Source organism: Aequorivita iocasae (genome assembly GCF_016757735.1).
Taxonomy (GTDB): domain Bacteria; phylum Bacteroidota; class Bacteroidia; order Flavobacteriales; family Flavobacteriaceae; genus Aequorivita; species Aequorivita iocasae.
Genome location: NZ_CP068439.1, coordinates 1,367,773 through 1,390,471 on the forward strand (window position 1 = coordinate 1,367,773; position 22,699 = coordinate 1,390,471).

Annotated in this window: 17 protein-coding genes; 14 read left to right on the forward strand and 3 right to left on the reverse strand. The window is 39.9% G+C overall.

Annotated elements, in window-relative coordinates; all coding sequences use genetic code 11:
* Window positions 1-7 precede the first annotated feature (7 nt).
* The 3 genes from JK629_RS06375 to JK629_RS06385 are packed head-to-tail and all read left to right on the forward strand — an operon-like array spanning window position 8 to window position 3,844.
* Window positions 8-895 (forward strand): cupin-like domain-containing protein, encoded by an 888-nt coding sequence (locus JK629_RS06375; RefSeq protein WP_202337772.1) that lies wholly within the window; start codon window positions 8-10, stop codon window positions 893-895.
* A 1-nt stretch (window position 896) separates the two neighbouring features.
* The gene (locus tag JK629_RS06380) at window positions 897-2,558 is read left to right on the forward strand and encodes a C45 family autoproteolytic acyltransferase/hydolase (RefSeq protein ID WP_202337773.1); all 1,662 of its coding nucleotides are present in this window, start codon (window positions 897-899) and stop codon (window positions 2,556-2,558) included.
* Window positions 2,555-3,844, forward strand: a complete 1,290-nt coding sequence (locus tag JK629_RS06385) for a phenylacetate--CoA ligase family protein (RefSeq protein ID WP_202337774.1) — start codon at window positions 2,555-2,557, stop codon at window positions 3,842-3,844. Before JK629_RS06380 ends, JK629_RS06385 begins: the two co-directional genes overlap by 4 nt.
* 2 nt (window positions 3,845-3,846) lie before the next feature.
* Here the strand turns inward: JK629_RS06385 and JK629_RS06390 are convergent, their stop codons facing one another.
* Window positions 3,847-4,428: a hypothetical protein gene (locus JK629_RS06390; RefSeq protein ID WP_202337775.1), complete on the reverse strand. Its 582-nt coding sequence runs from the start codon at window positions 4,426-4,428 to the stop codon at window positions 3,847-3,849.
* Window positions 4,429-5,250, reverse strand: coding sequence for a universal stress protein (locus JK629_RS06395; RefSeq protein ID WP_202337776.1), 822 nt, complete (start codon window positions 5,248-5,250; stop codon window positions 4,429-4,431).
* A 158-nt stretch (window positions 5,251-5,408) separates the two neighbouring features.
* Here JK629_RS06395 and rimP point away from each other — a divergent pair, with 158 nt between their 5' ends.
* Genes rimP through infB form a run of 3 tightly spaced genes read left to right on the forward strand, consistent with a single transcriptional unit; the run spans window position 5,409 to window position 9,906 of the window.
* Entirely contained in the window at window positions 5,409-5,873 is a 465-nt protein-coding gene (gene rimP, locus JK629_RS06400; protein ID WP_202337777.1) for a ribosome assembly cofactor RimP, read from the forward strand.
* A gap of 10 nt (window positions 5,874-5,883) precedes the next feature.
* Window positions 5,884-7,116 (forward strand): transcription termination factor NusA, encoded by a 1,233-nt coding sequence (nusA, locus tag JK629_RS06405; RefSeq protein ID WP_202337778.1) that lies wholly within the window; start codon window positions 5,884-5,886, stop codon window positions 7,114-7,116.
* Window positions 7,117-7,176: 60 nt separating this feature from the next.
* The gene (infB, locus tag JK629_RS06410; RefSeq protein WP_202337779.1) at window positions 7,177-9,906 is read left to right on the forward strand and encodes a translation initiation factor IF-2; all 2,730 of its coding nucleotides are present in this window, start codon (window positions 7,177-7,179) and stop codon (window positions 9,904-9,906) included.
* Window positions 9,907-9,961: 55 nt separating this feature from the next.
* Here infB and JK629_RS06415 read toward each other — a convergent pair whose 3' ends face one another.
* Window positions 9,962-10,357: an SPOR domain-containing protein gene (locus JK629_RS06415; RefSeq protein ID WP_202337780.1), complete on the reverse strand. Its 396-nt coding sequence runs from the start codon at window positions 10,355-10,357 to the stop codon at window positions 9,962-9,964.
* A gap of 307 nt (window positions 10,358-10,664) precedes the next feature.
* Here JK629_RS06415 and JK629_RS06420 point away from each other — a divergent pair, with 307 nt between their 5' ends.
* From JK629_RS06420 to JK629_RS06455, 8 genes are read left to right on the forward strand one after another with little or no spacing between them, the layout of a single operon-like run.
* Window positions 10,665-11,999, forward strand: coding sequence for a c-type cytochrome (locus JK629_RS06420; RefSeq protein WP_202337781.1), 1,335 nt, complete (start codon window positions 10,665-10,667; stop codon window positions 11,997-11,999).
* A gap of 30 nt (window positions 12,000-12,029) precedes the next feature.
* Window positions 12,030-15,095 carry a TAT-variant-translocated molybdopterin oxidoreductase gene (locus JK629_RS06425; RefSeq protein WP_202337782.1) on the forward strand — a complete coding sequence of 1,022 codons (3,066 nt, stop codon included), beginning with the start codon at window positions 12,030-12,032 and terminating at the stop codon, window positions 15,093-15,095.
* Window positions 15,096-15,130: 35 nt separating this feature from the next.
* Window positions 15,131-16,930, forward strand: coding sequence for an NrfD/PsrC family molybdoenzyme membrane anchor subunit (gene nrfD, locus JK629_RS06430; protein WP_202337783.1), 1,800 nt, complete (start codon window positions 15,131-15,133; stop codon window positions 16,928-16,930).
* 2 nt (window positions 16,931-16,932) lie between these two features.
* On the forward strand, window positions 16,933-17,469 hold the full coding sequence (locus JK629_RS06435) for a DUF3341 domain-containing protein (protein ID WP_202337784.1): 537 nt from the start codon (window positions 16,933-16,935) through the stop codon (window positions 17,467-17,469).
* Entirely contained in the window at window positions 17,447-18,130 is a 684-nt protein-coding gene (locus JK629_RS06440; RefSeq protein WP_225626164.1) for a c-type cytochrome, read from the forward strand. Before JK629_RS06435 ends, JK629_RS06440 begins: the two co-directional genes overlap by 23 nt.
* Window positions 18,131-18,155: 25 nt before the next feature.
* Window positions 18,156-19,532 carry a quinol:cytochrome C oxidoreductase gene (locus JK629_RS06445; protein ID WP_202337785.1) on the forward strand — a complete coding sequence of 459 codons (1,377 nt, stop codon included), beginning with the start codon at window positions 18,156-18,158 and terminating at the stop codon, window positions 19,530-19,532.
* Between the two features lie 28 nt (window positions 19,533-19,560).
* Window positions 19,561-20,631 carry a cytochrome c oxidase subunit II gene (locus JK629_RS06450; RefSeq protein WP_202337786.1) on the forward strand — a complete coding sequence of 357 codons (1,071 nt, stop codon included), beginning with the start codon at window positions 19,561-19,563 and terminating at the stop codon, window positions 20,629-20,631.
* Window positions 20,632-20,648: 17 nt separating this feature from the next.
* On the forward strand, window positions 20,649-22,478 hold the full coding sequence (locus JK629_RS06455; RefSeq protein ID WP_202337787.1) for a cytochrome c oxidase subunit I: 1,830 nt from the start codon (window positions 20,649-20,651) through the stop codon (window positions 22,476-22,478).
* Window positions 22,479-22,699: the final 221 nt, after the last annotated feature.

Genomic DNA, 22,699 nt, shown 5'->3' on the forward strand with positions numbered 1-22,699 from the left:
TTCGGAAATGGGACATATCAAAACAACACCGATTGAAAGAGTCCGGAATATTTCAAAAGAGGATTTCATCAAAAATTATTACAAACCCCAAAAACCTGTTTTGATTGAGGGCTTGACTGAAAACTGGGCAGCTTTTCAGAAATGGAATTTGGATTACATCCAGCAACACGCGGGCGACCAAATCGTGCCGCTTTACAATAACGAGCCCACCAAAGGCAAACAAAATTCCGCAGAACCGGCCACGGAAATGAAAATGGCGGACTATATTGAATTGATAAAAACCAAACCCACCGACCTGCGCATTTTCTTTTATGATTTAAAAGTGAAGCTCCCCGAACTGCTGAAAGATTTTGAATATCCTGATATTGGCTTAAAGTTCTTCAAACGTCTTCCCGTACTTTTCTTTGGGGGCGAGGGTTCTAAAGTACTGCCACACTACGATATGGATTTGGCAGATTTGGTGCATTTTCACTTTCAGGGCACGAAAAGTGTGACGTTATTTTCGCCCAAACAGACTAAATATTTATATAAAATTCCGTTCGCCGTGCACAATTTGGAAACCATAGATTTGGACAATCCCGACTTTGAAAAATATCCCGCCCTGCAATATTTGGAGGGCCTACACGCAACCATGAAACACGGCGATGCGCTCTATATGCCCAGCGGGTATTGGCATTACATAAAATATCTGGACGGCGGTTTCTCGATGACGCTCCGGGCGTTTCCACGGCATTTGGGGCGTTTTGGAAATATGCTTTACAACGTTTTCATAATGCGACATTTTGAAAACATAATGCGAAAATCCTTTGGGCAAAAATGGATTGATTATAAAGAAAATCAAACACTTTCAAAAACCAATAGTCGCGCAGCAAAACTGAAAAAACAAGCCAGTTAAGATGAAATATTTGGAAAAATTATTCGCGCTTGCGTTTTTAATTATTTTTCTGAATTCATGCGGGGTTTCAAAATCCATCCACAATCGGCCCGATGTAAGTGGTTACGATGCAACAATCCCCGAAAAGATAAAAATCAACGATTCCACTTTTGTTGCGGGAGACAATTTTCTTTTAAAGAATAAACAAGGCCAATGGGAACTTTATGTGGAAGGAAATCCTTTGCAAATAGGTGAAATTACAGGAAGTCTTACACAAGATTTAATGCAGAAACAAGAAGCTATTTTTTTCAATAAAGTGGAAGATTTGGTGCCTTCAAAAACGCAGCAATATTTGCTTCGGAAATTTTTGGCGTGGTACAATCGCAAAATGTATCTGCACATTCCCGAGGAATACAAAGCTGAAATTTATGGGCTTTCGCAGTTTTCCTCTTCCAATTTCAGTGAGATTGGCGAGCCGTATTTGCGGTTGCTCTATCTGCACGGCGCCCACGATATTGGCCACGCCATGCAGGATTTGATGCTCGTGGGCTGTTCCTCATTTGCCGTTTGGGGCGATAAAACCGTGGATGGCGAATTGCTCATTGGCAGAAATTTCGACTTTTACGCAGGCGACGATTTTGCGAAGGAAAAAATAATTGCTTTCGTAAACCCTTCCGAAGGCCACAAATTTATGTCGGTTACTTGGGGCGGAATGATTGGCGTGGTTTCCGGGATGAACGACCAAGGGTTGACGGTAACGATAAACGCCGGAAAATCTGAAATTCCGTTGGTTGCTAAAACCCCCATTTCCGTAGTTACGCGCGAGATTTTGCAATATGCCTCAACCATAGACGAAGCGATAGAAATTGCGAAAAAGCGAGAAGTTTTTGTTTCCGAAGCTATTTTTGTGGGCAGTGCAAAAGATAAGAAAGCCGCGATAATTGAAGTGGCGCCGGATAATTTCGGCGTTTATGAAGTTGAAAATACAGATGAACTTATTTGCAGTAACCACTTTCAAAGTGAGGCGTATAAAAACGATGAACGAAATTTGAAATGGATTGAAGAAAGCCATTCAATGTATCGTTTTGAAAGGATGGAAGAATTGATTTCAGAAGACGAGAAACTGAATGTTGCAGATGCCGTTGCAATTCTTCGAAATAAAAAAGGGTTGGATGACAAAGAAATTGGTTACGGAAATGAAAAGGCTTTAAATCAGCTTTTGGCGCATCATGGCATTGTTTTTAAACCTGAAAGCAGAAAGGTTTGGGTTTCCTCAAATCCATATCAGTTGGGAGAGTTTGTGGAATATGATTTAAATGAAATTTTTAAGAATAGAGAAGGAAATCCTGCCACGAAAAGCATTTCAAATGCAATGGAAAATATTTCAGAAGATCCATTTGTTTATTCAAAAGCGTATAAAGATTACGAAGAATATCGAATTTTGGAGCGGGAAGTGGAAGCGGCAATTGAAAACAAGAAAACTATTTCAGCAGAAAAACTTACCGCATTGCAACAAAAAAACCCTGAATATTGGAAAGCCTATTATTTAACTGGAAAATATTACTTTGAAAAAAAATATGATGCCGCCGCGAAAATTGCTTTTGAAAAAGCTTTGAATAAAGAAATTACAACGGTTCCGGATAAAGAAAAGATAGAAGATTATTTAAAGAAATTAGGACAATGATTCCAGAAATAGAGAAAGCTTCAACAGCAGAAATTAAAACATTTCAAGAAGAAAAATTGAAAGAGACTCTTCAATATTTGGATGAAAATTCTCCTTTCTATAAACGCTTTTTCAAAGAGAATAACATTCAGATTTCAGAAATAAAAACGTTGGAAGATATTCAAAAGATTCCAGTTACAACAAAAGATCATCTTCAGCAATTCAACAATGATTTTATATGTGTCCCAAAATCTGAAATCATAGATTATGTAACTACTTCGGGAACTTTGGGCGATCCCGTAACCTTTGCCTTGACCGATGCAGATTTGGAGCGTTTGGCATATAACGAAGCGATTTCCTTTGCGTGTTGCGGGGTAGGAAAAGAAGATACGCTACAATTAATGACCACGATGGACCGCCGTTTTATGGCCGGATTGGCCTATTTTTTGGGCGCGCGAAAGCTTGGCTCGGGCATTATCCGCGTGGGTTCGGGAATTCCGGAGTTGCAGTGGGATTCTATATTAAAGTTTAAGCCAACCTATTTAATTACGGTTCCGTCTTTTCTTTTGAAGTTAATTGAATATGCGCAACAGCACGAAATAGATTTGAAAAATACGGGCGTAAAAGCGGCAATCTGCATAGGCGAACCCATTCGCGAGCAGGATTTTTCACTGAATATTTTGGCAAAAAAAATAAAAAAGGATTGGGATATTGAACTGTTTTCAACCTATGCTTCCACGGAAATGAGTACGGCTTTCAACGAATGTGAAATGCACAACGGCGGCCACCACCATCCAGAACTTATAATCGCTGAAATTCTTGATGATAATAATTTCCCAGTTTCCGAAGGTGAAGTGGGCGAATTGACAATAACCACTTTGGGTGTTGAGGCTATGCCCTTGCTGCGTTTTAAAACGGGCGATATGGTTCAAGCATATAATGAACCATGTGAATGTGGCAGAAAAACGCTGCGGTTGGGCCCCGTTGTTGGCCGCAAAAAGCAGATGATAAAATATAAGGGAACAACGCTTTATCCGCCTGCGATGTATAATATTCTAAATGATTTTTCGGGAATAGAAAGCTATGTGATTGAAATTTTCCACAACGAATTGGGCACGGATGAAATTTTAATAAAAATAGCTTCACAAAATATTTCAGAGGAATTATTGCTGGAAATAAAAGATCATTTCCGCGCAAAACTTCGAGTGGCGCCAAAGATTGAATTTGCAACATTCGAAGAGATTGAAGCCCTTCGCTTTCCGCCCTTAAGTAGAAAACCAATGAATTTAATTGATAGAAGAGCTTAAAATTACTTGTCAATCGGAACACTTTCACTCATAAGCTTCCAAGTGAATTTTTTCTCGCTTTTCCGGTCCATATTAAAAACTGAATAGTAGCGCAGGAGCTGTGTGCTATCATTAGGGTTATTCATAATTGGAATAAGCGTATCTGTCATGTTACTTTTATGAACAGCAAAACGGTTTACGGGCTGTTTCCATACAGAATCGTTCCAGACGAATACATAATATTCGTTAAAGTTTGTGTCCTTTAGCTTTGCATTGACCAATAAAACATCATTCGGAAAATTTTTGAGTTTCAATAGATGCAGGGCTGCGCCAATGCTTTCGGGAATAACAATCTCTGGCAATTGCTCATTTTCGAATGCAATAAGCGTTGTTTCGGTTGAAAGATCAACTTTCTTAACAAAAGCATAGATGGAGTCTTGGCTTCCAATAAAGTGTGCTATCAAGGCGCCTTCCGGCAGTTCCGGTTTTTCATTTATAATAGGGGGAGATTCTTCTACAACCAGCTCTGCTGGTGGTTGGCTTTTGTCACTAATTTTTTTACAACCCAAAAATAGAAGCGGTATTGCGAAAAGCAGATGCTTCATCTAAATTTTAAAAGTAATAACCGGCATATTGGCGTGGTTTACCATATCTTCACTAATACTGCCATTGAAGAAGTGCGAAATGCCTTTGCGACCGTGGGTGCCCATTCCTATAAGTTGCGCGTTAATGTATTTGGCAAAATTGAGAATTCCCTTTTCTACGGAAGTGTCATTATAAATATTGAGTGTGTAATTTTCAACTCCCATTCCTCTCACAAAACTTTCCATGATACTTTGTGCCTGCACCGAAGTTTTAAAATCGCCAGGGGTATTCACAAACAGCAAATGCATTTTTGCGCCCACTTTCTTGGCAAATTTTTGTGCTTTGTCTAAAGCTCCGCGGCCTTCTTCTGAAAAATCGGTCGCGAAAACAAAATCTTTTACATTAAATTGCTGGTGATTGTTTTTTATTACTAGCACGGGGGTTTTAGAAGTCCTGACCACTTTTTCGGTATTGCTTCCCACAAACATTTCCTTAAAACCACTGGCTCCATTAGAGCCCATTACAATCAGGTCAATATCATTTTTTTTGCAAGCTTCCTCAATATCTTCATATATTTCATTGTGGCCAATGGTCTCATTTACCGCTACATCTTTTAAATATTCTTTTTCGCGCAATTCGGCAAAACGCTTTTCAGCTAATTTTATAAAAAACAACGACTCGGGCAAACTTCCAGAATCGCTTGAAGTAGCTAGGTGTAGCGGCATTTCCATAGAATGGAGTACGAATATTTCGCTCTTGTGCTTTTTCGCAAGGGTTATTGCTACTTTTAGTGCATTTTCAGCCTGCTCGGAGAAATCAGTTGGGACGAGGATACGTTTCATAATAAATTGGTTGGTTTCGTGTTTTTTGGAAGCATTAAAGTACAAAAATAAATCGTTTGCACTTGGTTTTTATAATATTAAAAAATGTAGTATATTTGCACCGAATTTGATACGAAACTATCTGAGGGGACTAAAGTCCCCTCTTTTTATAGCTTAAAATGATGCGTGAAAAAGTAGCAAAACTGCTGGAAAATGCGCTGGAAGAAAACAAATCACTGTTTTTGATCGACCTAAATATTTCTGAAGACAACCAAATAAGGGTCATCCTGGACGGCGATAAAGGCGTTACGGTAGAAGATTGTATTGCGGTTAGCCGTGCCATAGAGCACAATCTGGACCGTGAGGAATATGATTTTTCTTTGGAAGTAATGTCTGCTGGAGTTTCCGAGCCATTGACATTGCCCAGGCAGTACAAAAAGAATATAGGAAGAACCCTAAAGATTAAAACCAAAAACGACGAAAAGATTGAAGGCGAGTTAACCGCCGCAAACGATGATAGCTTTACCCTAAAATGGTCTGCGCGCGAGCCAAAGCCCGTTGGCAAAGGAAAAGTAACCGTTCAAAAAGAGGCAACCTTGCCCTACAAAGATATTATGGAAGCAAAAGTGATGATAACATTTTAATCGGATTGATATGGAAAATTTAGCACTGATCGATTCTTTTTCAGAATTTAAAGACGATAAACAAATAGACAGAGTAACGCTAATGGCGATACTTGAGGAAGTTTTCAGAAACGCACTGAAAAAGAAATATGGAAGTGATGACAACTTTGATATTATCGTAAACCCTGATAAGGGCGATCTTGAAATATGGAGAAACCGCGTAGTTGTAGCCGATGGAGAAGTGGAAGATCCAAACGAGGAAATTTCATTGAGCGCAGCCCAAAAAATAGAGCCCGATTTTGAAATTGGGGAAGATGTTTCGGAAGAAGTAAAACTTATAGACCTTGGCCGCCGTTCCATTTTGGCACTGCGCCAAAACCTTATTTCAAAAATTCACGAGCACGATAACACAATAATTTATAAGCAGTTTAAAGATCTTGAAGGGGAAATTTACACCGCCGAGGTACACCATATCCGTCACCGTGCCGTTATTCTTTTAGATGATGAAGGCAACGAGATAATTCTTCCGAAGGAAAAACAAATACCTTCAGATTTTTTCAGAAAAGGAGACAATGTACGTGGAATCATTGAAAGTGTTGACCTAAAAGGAAACAAGCCAACTATCATTATGAGTCGTGCAAATCCAGTTTTTCTTGAAAAATTATTTGAGCAGGAAATTCCAGAAGTTTTTGACGGTTTGATCACTGTTAAAAAAGTAGTTCGTATTCCTGGTGAAAAAGCAAAAGTAGCCGTAGATTCTTACGACGATCGTATTGACCCCGTAGGTGCCTGTGTAGGTATGAAGGGTTCCCGAATCCACGGGATAGTTCGTGAGTTAGGCAATGAAAATATAGACGTTATCAATTATACGTCAAACCTTAACCTTTATATAACACGTGCGTTGAGCCCGGCTAAAGTAACTTCCATTAAAATTGATGAAGAGAAAAAACGTGCTGAGGTTATTCTTCGCCCAGAAGAAGTAAGCAAGGCAATTGGCCGCGGCGGGCACAACATTCGTCTTGCCGGTCAGTTGACAGGGTATGAGATAGACGTGCTTCGCGAAGGAGCCGAAGAAGATGTGGAATTGAGCGAATTCTCTGATGAAATAGAAGGCTGGATTATCGAGGAATTCCACAAAATAGGTTTGGATACCGCCAAAAGCGTATTGGAGCACGACATCAATGATTTGGTAAAACGTACCGATCTAGAAGAAGAAACAATACGTGACGTTATAAATATATTAAAAGAAGAATTTGAAGAGTAGTTAAAACTTTAACTACTTTTATACAAATTTTTTAAAAAGACAAAACAGGAAAAAGCATTTATGGCTGAAGTAAAAACGAAAAGACTAAGTCAGGTATTACGTGAGTTCAACATCTCGTTGGATCGAGCCGTGGAATTTTTAAGTTCCAAGGGATTCGATGTGGACGCAAGCCCCAATACCAAAATAACGGGAGAAGAATACGAAGTCCTTTTTGAAGAGTTTGAAACCGACAAGAGTAAAAAAGTAGCTTCCAAAGAAGTAGGCGAAGAAAAGCGCAAGGAAAAAGAAGAACTTCGTTTGGAGCGCGAGCGTGAACTGGAAGAAAAACAGAAAAAAGAAGAATCTTCACGCGTAATAAAAGCCGAAGCAAAACTTGATGGCCCAAAGCAGGTAGGTAAAATCGACCTCGACGCAAAAAAAACCAAAAAGGAAGAGCCTAAAGCAGAGGAGAAACCTGTTGAAGCCAAAAAAGAAGACAAGCCAGAACCTGTAGTTGAAAAGCCGAAGGTAGAGAAGAAAGAAACGGAAGAAACAAAGCCAGTTGCTCCCGTGAACGAAGAAAAGGAGAAAAAAGAGGAAATACCTACAGCAACAAAAACCCCAACTGCCAAAGAAGAACCCAAAGAGCAACCTGCAAAAGAGTCAGATACTGTTACCACCCAATATCGTAAACTTGATGGGCCTAATTTTACGGGTCAAAAGATAGATCTTACCCAGTTCAAAAAACCCGAAAAGAAAAAAGAGACCAAGTCTGACGATAAAAAAGATAAAAAAGGCAAAAGACGCCGTATAAGTAAAGAAACCAACAAAGGTGGCGGTACTAACTTTAAAGACAATCGCGGAGCTGGCAGAAAGGGCCGAAGCAGCACTCCAAAAGAAGAGCCGAGCGAGGAAGAAGTACAAAAACAAGTACGTGAAACCTTAGAAAAACTTCAAGGAAAATCTTCTAAAGGAAAAGGAGCAAAATACCGTCGCGAAAAAAGGGATACACACCGTCAAAAATCTGAGGACGAGCTTGCACAGCAGGAAGCAGATAGCAAACTGATTAAAGTTACCGAGTTTGTAACAGCTAATGAAATGGCAACGATGATGGATGTTCCCGTTACCAAAATTATTTCAGCCTGTATGAGCTTGGGAATGATGGTGACCATGAATCAGCGCCTAGATGCTGAGACCCTTAGTATTGTTGCCGAAGAATTTGGTTATGAAGTAGAATTTGTAACAGCTGACATTGAAGAATCTATAGATCGAGAAGTTGATGCGCCAGAAGATCTAGAGCCACGTGCGCCGATTGTTACCGTAATGGGTCACGTTGACCATGGTAAAACTTCGCTTTTGGACTACATTCGTAAGGAAAATGTTATAGCTGGTGAGTCTGGTGGAATTACCCAGCACATTGGAGCCTACGGAGTTGAACTGGAAGGGGGGCAAAAAATAGCATTCCTTGATACTCCTGGTCACGAAGCGTTTACCGCGATGCGTGCCCGTGGGGCACAGGTTACTGACCTTGCAATAATTGTAGTTGCAGCAGATGATGATATTATGCCACAAACTAAGGAAGCCATTAGCCATGCACAAGCAGCTAGCGTTCCAATAGTTTTTGCAATCAATAAAATAGATAAGCCCAACGCAAATCCAGATAAGATAAAAGAAGGGCTTGCCAATATGAATCTTTTGGTGGAAGATTGGGGCGGAAAGATACAATCGCACGACATTTCAGCAAAAACTGGAGAGGGCGTAAAAGAATTACTTGAAAAAGTATTGCTTGAAGCTGAATTACTCGAGCTAACGGCAAATCCGAACCGTCAGGCAAATGGTACCGTAGTAGAAGCATTTCTTGACAAAGGTCGGGGTTATGTTTCTACAGTTTTGGTTCAAGGCGGAACACTTAAAGTTGGTGATTATGTACTTGCCGGCCAACACAGTGGTAAAGTTAAAGCTATGCAGGATGAGCGTGGCAATAATGTAAAGGAAGCAGGTCCCTCAACCCCGGTCTCGGTACTTGGTTTGGATGGAGCGCCTCAGGCGGGTGACAAGTTTAACGTTTTTGAGGATGAGCGTGAAGCAAAATCAATCGCTACAAAACGTACACAATTGCAACGTGAACAGTCTGTTAGAACACAACGACACATTACGCTCGATGAAATAGGAAGACGTATCGCTCTTGGTGATTTCAAGGAATTGAACATTATTCTTAAAGGTGATGTGGACGGTTCTGTGGAAGCGTTGACAGATTCGTTGTTGAAACTTTCTACTGAAGAAATTCAGGTTAATATAATCCACAAAGCAGTTGGGCCTATTACCGAAAGTGATGTGCTTCTCGCTTCAGCATCTGATGCTATCATTATAGGCTTCAACGTTCGCCCAATGGGTAATGCACGCCAAATTGCAGATAAAGAAGAAATAGACATCCGTACCTATTCCATCATTTACGATGCAATTAACGACGTAAAAGATGCTATGGAAGGAATGCTTTCACCAGAAATGAAGGAAGAAATTACCGGTACGGCTGAAATTCGTGAGACATTCAAGATCTCTAAAGTGGGAACCATTGCAGGCTGTATGGTTTTAACTGGGAAAATATTCCGAAACTCTGGCATCCGCCTTATCCGCGAAGGAGTAGTGGTTTACACAGGAGAACTTGCTTCCTTAAAACGCTTTAAGGATGATGTGAAGGAAGTTGCTAAAGGATATGATTGCGGTATCCAGATCAAAAATTATAATGACATTTATGAAAACGATATTATTGAGGCTTTCCAGGAAGTTGCTGTGAAGAAAAAGCTGAAATAATCCAATAAATAATAAATTTATAAAGCGCCTTGAAAATTGTATTTTCAGGGCGTTTTTATTTTCTTCTGTCAGGTTTTAAGATGAACGCCGAAGAAAAGCTTTTCTGAATTTCAAGAAGTGCTCTCTCTGCTTCAATTCTTGAGGCAAAATTTCCTGCCCACACTTTATAGTTGGGTGTTTCATATTCAATGGAAGCGGGCCAGTTGCCGTAACTGCCACGATATTTTCTTAAAATTTGGTTTGCTTTGTCCAATTCTCCATAATACAATTGTATTGTGTAGCCGTCAGAAAGCTTGTTTTCTTTTTCTAAATCTTTCTTTAGTTCCAATAATTGGGTTATTTTGGGATCTGTATTTATGGTTAACGATGCATTTTGGGCAAAGCTTTTGCCGGAAAGAAAAAGTGTTAAAATGCTGATAACAATAAGTTTGGAATACGATTGTGGGCTCATATGCTTGTTTCTTTATTACAAAGGTAAAACTTAATAACTTTGCGCACGCGCTAAATATTATTTAGAACAAATATAAATTAATAGTTAACACTTTGTTTGCATTTTCAAAATCGACTTTATAATGTACTTTTGTGCCTTTATTTGGGTACATAATTAGCATTATGATAATGTTGTTTTACGTAACTAATTCTGTGCCAAACCATCGACTAGAAAATAAATGAAATGAGCACGGCAAAGAGTTTTGACATTACCCGAAATAATTTGTAAGCGAATTCCACAGATCAATAAGAAACAATATAATCAACAGATGAAAAAGGTGAATTTTATACATCTACGCTCAAAATTGCCACTTCTTTTGTTAGTGTTTTTACTAACTTTTTCTACTACCATATATTCCCAAGATGCTCCTACAGAGGTTTCAGCCGAAGCTTCTGCAGAGGTTGCTGCTGGTTCTGGAGGTGATGTTGCCGCAGGTGAGGCTTTGTTTAAATCCAATTGTGCTGCTTGTCATAAATTGGATAAAAAGGCAGTTGGCCCGGCACTTAGAGGTGTTGGTGAAAAATATGACCGTGATTGGTTATACAAGTGGATCCATAATAGTCAAGCGCTTATTGCCGCTGGAGATGCTCAGGCGGTAAAACTTTTTGAAGAAAATAATAAAGCTGTGATGACAGCATTCCCTGCGCTATCTGAAACAGATATTGATAATATTCTTGCTTATACAGATCAGCCAAAAGCTGAGCCCGTGGCTGCCACAGGAGCCGAAGCTACAACTACAAATACCGGCAATGATGGGGGTTCTGTGTCTAATACCTTAGTCATCGCGGCTTTAGGTCTTATTTTCTTGCTGCTGGTTATCATGCTCTACTTGGTTACCAATACTTTAAAGCGAATTGCTGAGGCAAACGGAGTTGTTTATGAAGAAAAAGAAAAACGGTTGCCAATTTGGAAAGCATTTGTGCAAAACCAATTCTTGGTTTTGGTTTTTTCAATATTTCTAATGCTTTCAGCTGGATATTTCGCTTATGGTTATATGATGCAGGTGGGTGTTGACCAGGGTTATGCTCCTGTGCAGCCTATTCACTATTCACATAAAATCCACGCAGGCGATAATCAGATTGATTGTAATTTCTGCCACAGTTCTGCGAGAAAAAGTAAGCATTCGGGCATCCCTTCTTTAAATGTTTGTATGAATTGCCACAAAAATATTTCTGAAGTAGCTCCCGAAACTGCAACAGCAGAATATTCAAAAGAATTTTATGACGGCGAGATTGCTAAGCTATACAAAGCCGTAGGTTGGGATCCCGCTGAGCAAAAATATACAGGTAAGACTGAGCCTGTAAAGTGGGTGCGTATCCACAATTTGCCGGATTTTGCATATTTTAACCATTCACAGCACGTAACCGTTGCTGGCATTGCTTGTCAAACGTGCCACGGAGAGATCCAAGAAATGGAAATTGTTGAGCAATTTGCGCCCCTTACCATGGGTTGGTGTATCAATTGCCACAGAGAGACTAATGTAAATTTGGCTAACAATGAGTATTACGCCAAGATACACGAAGAACTTTCCAAGAAATATGGTATTGAAAAAGTCACAATTGCCGAATTGGGTGGGACTGAATGTGGAAAATGTCATTATTAATAATAATAAAGGAAAATTACAGATAGCAATATGGCATCAAACAAGAAATACTGGAAAAGTGTTGAAGAGCTGAAAGAAAACAGCACAATTGTGAAGGCGCTACAGGACAATGAGTTTGTAACCGAAATACCTACAGACGAGTTCCTAGGCGATAAAGAAGCATTGGAATCTTCTTCCACCACACGTCGTGATTTCCTAAAATATGTGGGCTTTACTACGGCAGCTGCAACTTTGGCGGCCTGTGAAGGACCTGTAATTAAGTCAATCCCATACGTTGTTCAGCCTGATCAGATTGTTCCGGGTATCGCGAACTATTATGCTTCCACAATGGCAGACGGGTTTGATTTTGCTAATGTTTTGGTTAAAACCCGTGAAGGACGCCCCATAAAAATTGAAAGAAACGATTTAGTAGTGAATGGCGGAAGCGCAAATGCACGCGTATATGCTTCAGTGCTTTCATTATATGATAAAAATAGATTAACAGGTCCAATGCTGGAGGGAGCCGAGGTTACTTGGCCGGAATTTGATACGGCTATCGCTCAAAAAATGAACGAAATGGCTGGAAAGGAAATTGTGTTGCTTACGCAAACTTTTGCTAGTCCCTCTACCTCAAAATTAATTTCTGAATTTACGACTAAATATCCAAACGTACGCCATGTGGTGTATGATGCCGTTTCCTGTTCGGGAGCTTTGGATGCTTTCCAAAATAAGTATGGCACCCGTGCATTGCCCGATTACGATTTCTCAAAAGCAGAAGTAATTGTTTCAGTAGGGGCAGACTTCTTAGGAGATTGGCAGGGTGGAAGCTATAGCAAGGGCTATGCGCAAGGAAGAATTCCCAAAAACGGAAAAATGTCGCGCCACATCCAGTTTGAGGCTAACTTAACGTTAACCGGTGGAAAAGCAGACAAGCGGGTGCCGGCCACACCTTCACAACAAGTAGAAATTTTAAAAGCTCTAACGGGTGGCAGTGCCTCCGGATTACCTGCAAATATTGCTGATGCCGTTGCTAAGGCAAAGGCACAGCTTCAAAAAGCTGGAAGCAAAGCATTGTTGGTGACCAACTTACCAGATGTAGCATCTCAAACCATGGCTTTAAATTTCAATGCCAACAGTGAGGCAATCGATGTGAGCAAGCCATTACTTACTAGACAAGCCAGTAATAGCGAAGTGATGAACGTGGTAAATGGTGTAATTTCCGGGAGCATTAAAGGTTTAATTACCGTTGGCGTAGATCCAGTTTATTCATTACCAAATGCAAAGGAATTTGCAGAAGGGTACCAAAAATTGGAAATGAGCCTTGCGTTTGCCATGAAGCAGGACGCAACTGCCTCCTTGGCAAAAATGGTTGCCGCTACACCCCACTATCTAGAGTCTTGGGGCGACGCACAGATTAAAAAGGGAACCTATAGTCTTACACAGCCTACTATCCGTCCCTTATTTAATACGCGTCAATTTCAAGACAGCATTTTACAGTGGACAGGCAATACAAAAAAATATTATGATTATTTAAAGGAAACATGGACCGCTTCAATTTTAGCTGGTGGTTCTTGGAGCCAAGCACTTCATGACGGCTTTGTGAATAGCGATACTGAAGTGACAATGGAAGAAGTAAATACTACTTCAGAAGGAGCAGGCGTAATGGAAGAAAGTTCTTCAAACGGCGCGCTTTCATTCCTTTCACAAGAAGGGGAGTATGATCTTACTTTATATACATCAATCGGTTTGGGTGATGGCCAACAGGCTAACAACCCTTGGTTGCAGGAGTTGCCAGATCCAATAACAAGAGCATCTTGGGATAACTATCTTACCGTTTCGGCTGCCGATGCTGAAGCCTTAGACCTTGTAAATGAACATGTTTCCAATGGAGCTTTAAATGGTAGCTATGTAAATGTAAAGTTAGGAAATGTAGTTATTGAAAATGTTCCCGTAATCATTCAACCTGGACAGGCCAAAAGGTCTGTTGGCTTGGCATTGGGTTACGGTAAAACTGCTGCAATCCAACAGGAGATGCAAACGGGTGTAAACGCATATCCGTTATATCAGAATTTTTCGAATATTCAGAAAGTATCTATTGAAAAAGCGAGCGGTATGCATGAGTTTGCCTGTGTGCAGTTGCAAAGCACCATGGCCGGCCGCAGCGAGGATATTATTAAGGAAACCACCCTTGAAATTTTCAACACAAAAGATAAATCACATTGGAATTCCATACCTGTTACCGATTATGACCACAGTCCAATTTCAGTACGTGATGAAAAGGCAGATATTTGGAGTCCTTTTGAAGACACTGTAGGCCATCACTTCAATCTTTCTATAGATTTGAACGCTTGTACTGGATGTGGGGCCTGCGTAATTGCTTGTCACGCCGAAAACAACGTTCCGGTAGTAGGAAAAGAAGAAGTGAGAAAATTCCGTGATATGCACTGGTTGCGTATTGACAGATATTACTCTGCAGGAGAAACCTTTAAGGAGGAAATTGAAACCCTTGAAAACCTTCCTGCTTTTGATACCTATAAAGTAGTAGAGGTACCTTCGTATGAAAATCCTCAGGTGGTATTCCAACCTGTAATGTGCCAGCACTGTAACCACGCACCTTGTGAAACTGTGTGTCCGGTTGCTGCAACCTCACACGGACGCCAAGGGCAAAACCAAATGGCATATAACCGCTGTGTAGGAACCCGTTATTGTGCAAACAACTGTCCATACAAGGTCCGTCGCTTTAACTGGTTCTTATATGCCCAAAATGATGAATTTGATTACAACATGAACAATGATCTAGGCAGAATGGTACTTAACCCAGATGTGGTTGTGCGTTCCCGAGGGGTTATGGAAAAATGTTCTATGTGTATTCAAATTACCCAAAAAACAATTCTCGATGCCAAACGCGAAGGAAGACCTATAAAGGATGGTGAGTTCCACACAGCTTGTTCACAAGCTTGTGAAACGGGTGCAATGGTATTCGGCGATGTAAACGATAAAGAATCCGAAGTACTAAAGTTGAAAAATAATGACCGTATGTATCACTTATTGGAAAATGTGGGAACCAAACCAAATGTGTTCTACCATGCCATTGTGAAAAACACCTCGGAAGCATAAAAATTAATAAAAAACCAATTATTTAAGAATTAAATATGTCGTCACACTACGAAGCACCTATAAGAGAGCCTTTGGTTCTGGGAGAGAAGTCCTATCATGACATCAGTGTAGATGTTGGGGCACCCGTTCTGGGAAAGGCCAATAAATCTTGGTGGATTGTTTTTACCATTGCCCTAGTAGCATTTTTATGGGGATTGGGCTGTATTATCTACACCATCTCAACAGGAATTGGGGTTTGGGGATTGAACAAGACCATAGGCTGGGCTTGGGATATCACAAACTTTGTTTGGTGGGTAGGTATTGGTCACGCCGGAACACTTATCTCTGCGGTACTATTGCTTTTCCGTCAAAAATGGAGAATGGCCGTTAACCGCTCTGCGGAAGCGATGACTATTTTTGCAGTTGTGCAGGCGGGACTGTTTCCAATTATCCACATGGGGCGTCCATGGCTGGCCTATTGGGTACTCCCAATTCCAAACCAGTTTGGGTCTCTTTGGGTAAACTTTAACTCACCACTGCTTTGGGACGTATTTGCAATTTCAACATACCTATCGGTATCATTAGTGTTCTGGTGGACGGGATTGCTTCCAGACTTTGCGATGATCCGCGACCGGACTACCAGCCCATTTCAGAAAAAAATCTACGGTATCCTTAGTTTTGGATGGAGTGGCCGTGTAAAGGATTGGCAGCGTTTTGAAGAAGTTTCCCTTGTTTTGGCAGGTTTGGCAACGCCTTTGGTACTTTCGGTACACACAATTGTATCTTTTGACTTTGCTACCTCGGTAGTTCCTGGATGGCACAGTACCATTTATCCGCCGTATTTCGTTGCGGGAGCAATTTTCTCAGGATTCGCTATGGTGCAGACACTTTTGATTGTAATGCGGAAAGTATCAAACCTTGAAGCTTATATTACAATTGTTCACATAGAATATATGAACAAGGTAATCCTACTTACCGGCGGTATTGTTACCACAGCATACATTATTGAGTATTTTATCGCTTGGTATTCTGGGGTGCCTTATGAAAACTATGCCTATCTTTCTTTCGGTGCTGCAACAGGTCCATATTGGTGGGCATTCTGGGCATTGATTATCTGTAACCTTATAGTGCCGCTTACACTTTGGGTAAAAAAATTGAGAAGAAATATTATATGGACCTTCATCGTAGCTTTAATCATTAACATTGGGATGTGGTTTGAGCGTTTTGATATTATCGTTATCGACTTGAGTAAAGATCGATTGACTTCTTCCTGGACTATGTTTCAACCAACTTTCGTAGATATTGGAACATTTATGGGAACCATAGGCTTTTTCTTTGTGCTTTTCCTTCTGTATGCACGTACATTCCCAGTAATAGCACAGGCTGAAGTAAAAACAATTTTAAAATCTTCAGGAGAATCTTTTAAAAGATTGCGAGCGGAACATGGAGACGATTACAGTCATGTGCAAACGGTAGAGCAATATCCTGCTGATGCAGGCCCATCTGCTAATGTAGAAGATAAAGAGATTGACTCTTCATTTAATGAGCTTGATGAAGATGCAGAAAATACTGAAGTAGACTATCAAGCTAATAAAGGCAAAATAGACAGCTTGCTAAGTGGTATTGGTGCATTTGACCCTGCAACCCAGACGCAAGACGACCTTACAAAGATTAGCGGAGTTGGGCCAGTAATGGAACAAAAACTTCATCAGTTGGGAATCTTTACTTTTGAACAAGTAAGCCGAATGACTGATCGCGAATACGATTTACTGGACGAGATAATTAGTGAATTCCCTGGAAGAGCCAAACGTGATGATTGGGCTGGGCAGGCGCTAACACTAAAAAACAAAAACTAATTATGGCTTCAAAAAAGATACACGCTATTTATACTGATGACGATCTGTTATTGCAGGCCGTTAAGCAAACTCGGGCTGCAAACTATCACATTTCTGAGGTTTTTACCCCTTTTCCCGTGCACGGTCTTGACCATGCAGTAGGATTGGCTCCAACACGAATTGCAATAACCTCATTTTTATATGGACTAACGGGTTTGAGCGTTGCCGTGCTGATGATGAATTTCATAATGATTGAGGATTGGCCGCAAAATATTGGAGGTAAGCCTAGTTTTACCTACTATCAGAATATGCCTGCCTTTATCCCAATTATGTTTGAGCTAACCGTATTTTTTGCTGCGCATTTAATGGTTATAACGTTTTATATGAGAAGTAAAATTTGGCCATTTAAAAAAGCTGAAAATCCAGACGTGCGTACAACAGATGATCATTTTCTTATGGAAGTTGACGCAGACAATCATGACGTTGAAAAGTTGACCAAATTCTTGTATGATACAGGTGCATCGGAGATTAGTTTAATTGAAAACGAGCAAGACCATTAATATGAAAACATTAATAAACATAGGAATTGCCATTATTGCTTCTGCAAGTTTGGTATCGTGTTTTGAAAAAAGGGAACCCAATTACCAATATTTTCCTAATATGTATGAGCCAGTGGGCTATGAAGCTTATGGGGCTTATGAAATATTTCCGGACCAGCAAGAAGCTATGATTCCTCCTGATAATACAGTGCCTAGAGGGTATACTACTTATGACTATGAAAATAGTACAGCTGGTTTACAGTTGGCAAAGGCAGAATCAACAAGTCCTTATGATGTTACTCAAGAAAACCTTGCCACAGGAGCACAATTGTATACCATCTATTGTGCAGTATGTCATGGTGATAAAGGAGACGGGAAAGGAATTTTGGCAACCCGTGAAAAATTTCTAGGAATTCCTAGTTATGCAGATCCTGGACGTACCATAACAATGGGAGGTGTTTATCATGTTGAAACTTTCGGTTTAAATGCTATGGGCTCCTACGCAGCCCAGGTAAATGAAAAGGAACGTTGGCAAATAGCAATGCATGTCATGAATCTAAAAGCAGCCCTAAACGGCGAGCCTGGAATTTTAGAAACTGCGCAGTCTGCTAATGATTCAACAAGTGTTGCAGAAGATAAAAATATGGAAGCGGTTACTGCCTCCGAAGTAGAACAAGAGTAAAGAATTAAAGAGAATAGCTAAAGATATGTACACGCTACCTAGTAAATTAAAACTGTTTTCTATCATTATTATGGTTCTTGGCCTTGTAGGAATTGCCTATGGGTTTCTTACAGCACCAAAAACTATAGAGGATGTTAAAAAAATAATGGCTGAGCAAGAGGCCCATCACGGTGAAGGACATGCGGTTGAAACCCACGATCAGGAACACACGGCAAATTTTGTTGACGTGGCCCGTGGTGAAGAAGGTTATTCTGAAGCTGCAATGAAACAAGCCACAGACTTAAAACCGGAAGGCCACGGAGCAGCTTCACATGAAGAGCATGTGTTGCATCAGTTGCAAACCAGACCTTGGTCTGCAACATTTGTAGGAGCATTCTTCTTTTTAATGATTGCATTGGGAGTATTGGTTTTTTATGCCATTCAATATGTATCACAGGCAGGGTGGTCTCCCGTTCTTTATAGAATAATGGAAGGTATCACCGCTTATTTGCTTCCTGGTTCAATAATCGTTTTCTTGATTGTTGTTTTTGCGGGAACTCATTTCTTCCCTTGGCAGAATGAAGAATTGGTAGCTCACGATAAAATTTTACAAGTCAAATCGGGATATTTAAATTTTCCATTCTTTGTAATTCGTGCGGTCATCTATCTTCTAGGTTGGAACTTGTACAGATATTACTCAAGAAAAAATTCTCTAGCACAAGCTGAAACGAATAACTATGGCCCTTACAGAAAGAATTTTAAGGCTTCCGTATTATTTTTAATATTCTTTATAGTAACTGAAGCTACTATGTCTTGGGATTGGTTTATGTCCATGACCCCACACTGGTACAGCACCCTTTTCGCTTGGTATATTTTTGCAAGTATGTTTGTTTCGGCAATCACAGTTCTTGCCTTAACTACAATACACTTAAAAAGCCGTGGATTGATTCCTTTTGTGAGTGATAAACACCTTCACGATTTGGCAAAATTCATGTTTGCTTTCAGTATTTTCTGGACGTATTTATGGTTCGGGCAGTTCATGCTCATCTGGTACGCAAACATTCCGGAAGAAGTAACCTATTTCATTATAAGAATTCAGGAATATAAAGTATTGTTTTTCGGAATGCTTATCCTTAATTTTGTATTCCCTATTCTAGTACTTATGAATAGCGACTATAAGAGAGTGCCTTGGTTCGTTGTTATTGCTGCTGTATTCATCTTGATAGGCCACTATATAGATATTTTCCTTTTGGTGATGCCTTCAACCGTAGGCCACAATTGGAGTTTTGGTATTCCAGAGATTGCAGCATTATTATTCTTTATGGGGCTTTTCATTTTTGTTGTGGGCACAGGACTTGGCAAAGTTTCCTTAAGACCGAAAAATGATCCGTTTATTAAAGAAAGTGAAAACTACCATTTTTAATCATTTAGTTTAAAGAAGATATTTTAAGATGACCGCATTTTTAGTTGTATTAGTAATTATTCTTTTTGGAATTTCTGTTTGGCAAATGAGCAGAATATTTCAATTGGCACAGGGCAAGACTTCAATCCACTCCGAAATAGCTTCGGACAAGGACAATAACACGAACGGTTATTTGATGATGGGTTTTTTGGCCTTTATGTATATTTTGGCCATCCTTAGCTTTTGGCTATGGGGAGATGTTCTTTTGCCAGATTCAGGTTCGGAACACGGTTCCAAAATAGATAACCTGATGCTGATTTCCATGATTATCATTTTTCTGGTTGGAATACTTACACAATGGCTGCTCCATTATTTCGCTTTCATTTATAGAGGAAACAAAACTAAAAGAGCAACATTCTATGCAGATAATGATAAGCTGGAATTCATCTGGACCATCATTCCGGTAATTGTTTTGGCGGGGCTTATTATCTACGGTCTTTTTACTTGGACTGATATTATGAATGTAGATAAGGATGATGATCCATTGATTGTTGAACTATACGCTCAGCAATTTAACTGGAAAGCGCGTTATGGTGGAAATGACAATACCCTTGGAGAAGCAAATGTTCGTTTAATAGAAGGTGTTAACCAATTGGGTGTTGATCCTGCAGATCCAAACGGACAGGATGACAAAATAGTAACAGAATTGCATTTGCCAGTGGGTAGAAAGGTTTTGTTCAAAATGCGTTCGCAGGATGTATTACATTCGGCTTATATGCCACACTTCAGGGCGCAAATGAATTGCGTTCCCGGTATGATTACGCAATTTGCCTTTACACCTACCGTTACCACGGCGGAAATGAGACAAAACGATAAGATTGTAGATAAAGTAGCTCGCATTAATGAAATACGCAGAGAGAAAAGCGTAGCACTTACTGCTGTTGGTGATGAAGCCTTAGAGCCATATGAATTTGATTATATACTACTATGTAATAAAATTTGCGGTATAAGCCACTACAATATGCAGATGAAGATTATAGTAGAGTCTGAAGAAGATTATAAAACGTGGTTGGCAGAACAACCAACCGTTGGAGAACAACTTAGCAACGAAACTAAATAATATTAGCTTAAATAGATATGTCAGCACACGCACAGGTTCACGGAGTAGAAGATCACCACGACGATCACGGGCATCATCATAAAGAAACATTTATCACTAAATACATCTTTAGCCAAGATCATAAAATGATTTCTAAACAATACCTTATTACAGGATTGTTTATGGGAGTTATTGGTATATTGATGTCTTTATTGTTCAGATTACAATTAGCCTGGCCAGACCATAAATTCACAATTTTTGAAATATTCTTGGGCAAGTGGGGTACAGACGGAGTTATGGATCCCAGTATATATCTAGCTTTGGTTACCATTCATGGTACCATTATGGTTTTCTTCGTTTTAACAGCAGGATTGAGTGGAACCTTTAGTAACTTATTGATTCCCTTACAGATTGGAGCACGAGACATGGCTTCTGGATTCCTGAATATGGTATCATATTGGTTGTTTTTCCTTTCAAGTATTGTAATGTTGTTTTCGCTCTTTGTAGAAGCTGGCCCAGCTTCTGCCGGATGGACCATTTATCCGCCATTGAGTGCTTTGCCACAGGCCATTCCAGGTTCTGGTGCAGGGATGACACTTTGGTTGTCATCAATCGCAATCTTTATTGCTTCTTCATTATTAGGTTCATTAAATTATATTGTAACCGTAATTAATCTTCGTACTAAAGGAATGTCTATGACCAGACTACCCTTGACTATTTGGGCATTTTTTGTTACGGCAATTATTGGGGTGGTATCTTTCCCAGTTCTGTTCTCAGCAGCACTTATGTTGATTATGGATAGAAGTTTTGGTACTTCTTTCTTCCTTTCAGATATTTATATTGCTGGTGAAGTACTGCATCACCAAGGAGGTTCTCCAGTTCTGTTTGAACACTTATTTTGGTTCCTGGGGCACCCAGAGGTTTATATCGTAATTCTTCCGGCAATGGGTATTGTTTCAGAAGTAATGGCAACAAACTCGCGTAAACCTATTTTTGGTTATCGGGCGATGGTAGCATCTATTCTCGCTATTGCATTCCTTTCAACAATCGTTTGGGGTCACCACATGTTTATTTCGGGGATGAATCCATTCCTTGGCTCTGTATTCACCTTTACAACACTTTTGATTGCAATTCCTTCGGCAGTAAAAGCTTTTAACTGGATTACCACACTTTGGAAAGGAAACTTACAGATGAACACGGCTATGCTGTTTTCCATAGCGTTTGTTTCCACCTTTATTACAGGGGGGTTAACAGGTATTATCCTAGGGGATAGCGCTCTGGATATAAATGTTCACGATACCTACTTTGTGGTTGCCCACTTCCACTTGGTTATGGGTATTTCTGCATTATACGGTTTATTGGCAGGTGTGTACCATTGGTTCCCAAAAATGTTCCAAGGTAGAATGATGAGCAAAAAACTTGGTTATATCCACTTCTGGGTAACTTCTATTGGAGCGTACGGTATTTTCTTCCCCATGCACTTTGTAGGTATGGCTGGTTTACCGCGAAGATATTACAGTAATACAGCATTTCCATATTTTGATGATTTGGCAGATATTAACGTAGTAATGACAATCTTTGCAATCATCACTATTGCCGTTCAGGTTGTATTCCTATACAACTTCTTCCATTCTATTTTCTACGGAAAAATAGGACCAAAGAACCCTTGGAATGCTACAACCCTAGAATGGACTGCAGAAGTAAAACACATACACGGAAACTGGGACGGTCCTATTCCACACGTATATCGTTGGGCATATGACTACAGTAAGCTGAACAAAGACGAAACCGATTATGTGATTCCCGGTCAGGATTTTATTCCTCAAAACGTGCCACTTCAAGATAACGAAGATGAATTAGACCATTAATTATTTTAAGATATATTATTTTAAAAGCCTTTTCTTTTGAAAAGGCTTTTTTATTTATACGTAAAGAATGCGTACTACTACGTAGAGAAAATTTGATGGTTTTGACTTATCTTTACACTATTGAGTTAATAATATGTAGGAAGTGAGGAATCTACTGTTTATTTCACAAGCCATACTGAAAAGTATGGCTTTGTTTTTTAATATGGCTCCCAAAGGATTGC

Coding starts and splice junctions, on each gene's coding strand:
- JK629_RS06375 (WP_202337772.1), top strand. CDS start 8: ATGGGACATATCAAAACAACACCGATTGAAAGAGTCCGGAATATTTCA.
- nrfD (WP_202337783.1), top strand. CDS start 15,131: ATGTCGTCACACTACGAAGCACCTATAAGAGAGCCTTTGGTTCTGGGA.
- JK629_RS06390 (WP_202337775.1), bottom strand. CDS start 4,428: ATGAAGCATCTGCTTTTCGCAATACCGCTTCTATTTTTGGGTTGTAAA.
- JK629_RS06395 (WP_202337776.1), bottom strand. CDS start 5,250: ATGAAACGTATCCTCGTCCCAACTGATTTCTCCGAGCAGGCTGAAAAT.
- JK629_RS06455 (WP_202337787.1), top strand. CDS start 20,649: ATGTCAGCACACGCACAGGTTCACGGAGTAGAAGATCACCACGACGAT.
- JK629_RS06385 (WP_202337774.1), top strand. CDS start 2,555: ATGATTCCAGAAATAGAGAAAGCTTCAACAGCAGAAATTAAAACATTT.
- JK629_RS06435 (WP_202337784.1), top strand. CDS start 16,933: ATGGCTTCAAAAAAGATACACGCTATTTATACTGATGACGATCTGTTA.
- JK629_RS06420 (WP_202337781.1), top strand. CDS start 10,665: ATGAAAAAGGTGAATTTTATACATCTACGCTCAAAATTGCCACTTCTT.
- JK629_RS06445 (WP_202337785.1), top strand. CDS start 18,156: ATGTACACGCTACCTAGTAAATTAAAACTGTTTTCTATCATTATTATG.
- rimP (WP_202337777.1), top strand. CDS start 5,409: ATGATGCGTGAAAAAGTAGCAAAACTGCTGGAAAATGCGCTGGAAGAA.
- nusA (WP_202337778.1), top strand. CDS start 5,884: ATGGAAAATTTAGCACTGATCGATTCTTTTTCAGAATTTAAAGACGAT.
- JK629_RS06380 (WP_202337773.1), top strand. CDS start 897: ATGAAATATTTGGAAAAATTATTCGCGCTTGCGTTTTTAATTATTTTT.
- JK629_RS06450 (WP_202337786.1), top strand. CDS start 19,561: ATGACCGCATTTTTAGTTGTATTAGTAATTATTCTTTTTGGAATTTCT.
- infB (WP_202337779.1), top strand. CDS start 7,177: ATGGCTGAAGTAAAAACGAAAAGACTAAGTCAGGTATTACGTGAGTTC.
- JK629_RS06425 (WP_202337782.1), top strand. CDS start 12,030: ATGGCATCAAACAAGAAATACTGGAAAAGTGTTGAAGAGCTGAAAGAA.
- JK629_RS06415 (WP_202337780.1), bottom strand. CDS start 10,357: ATGAGCCCACAATCGTATTCCAAACTTATTGTTATCAGCATTTTAACA.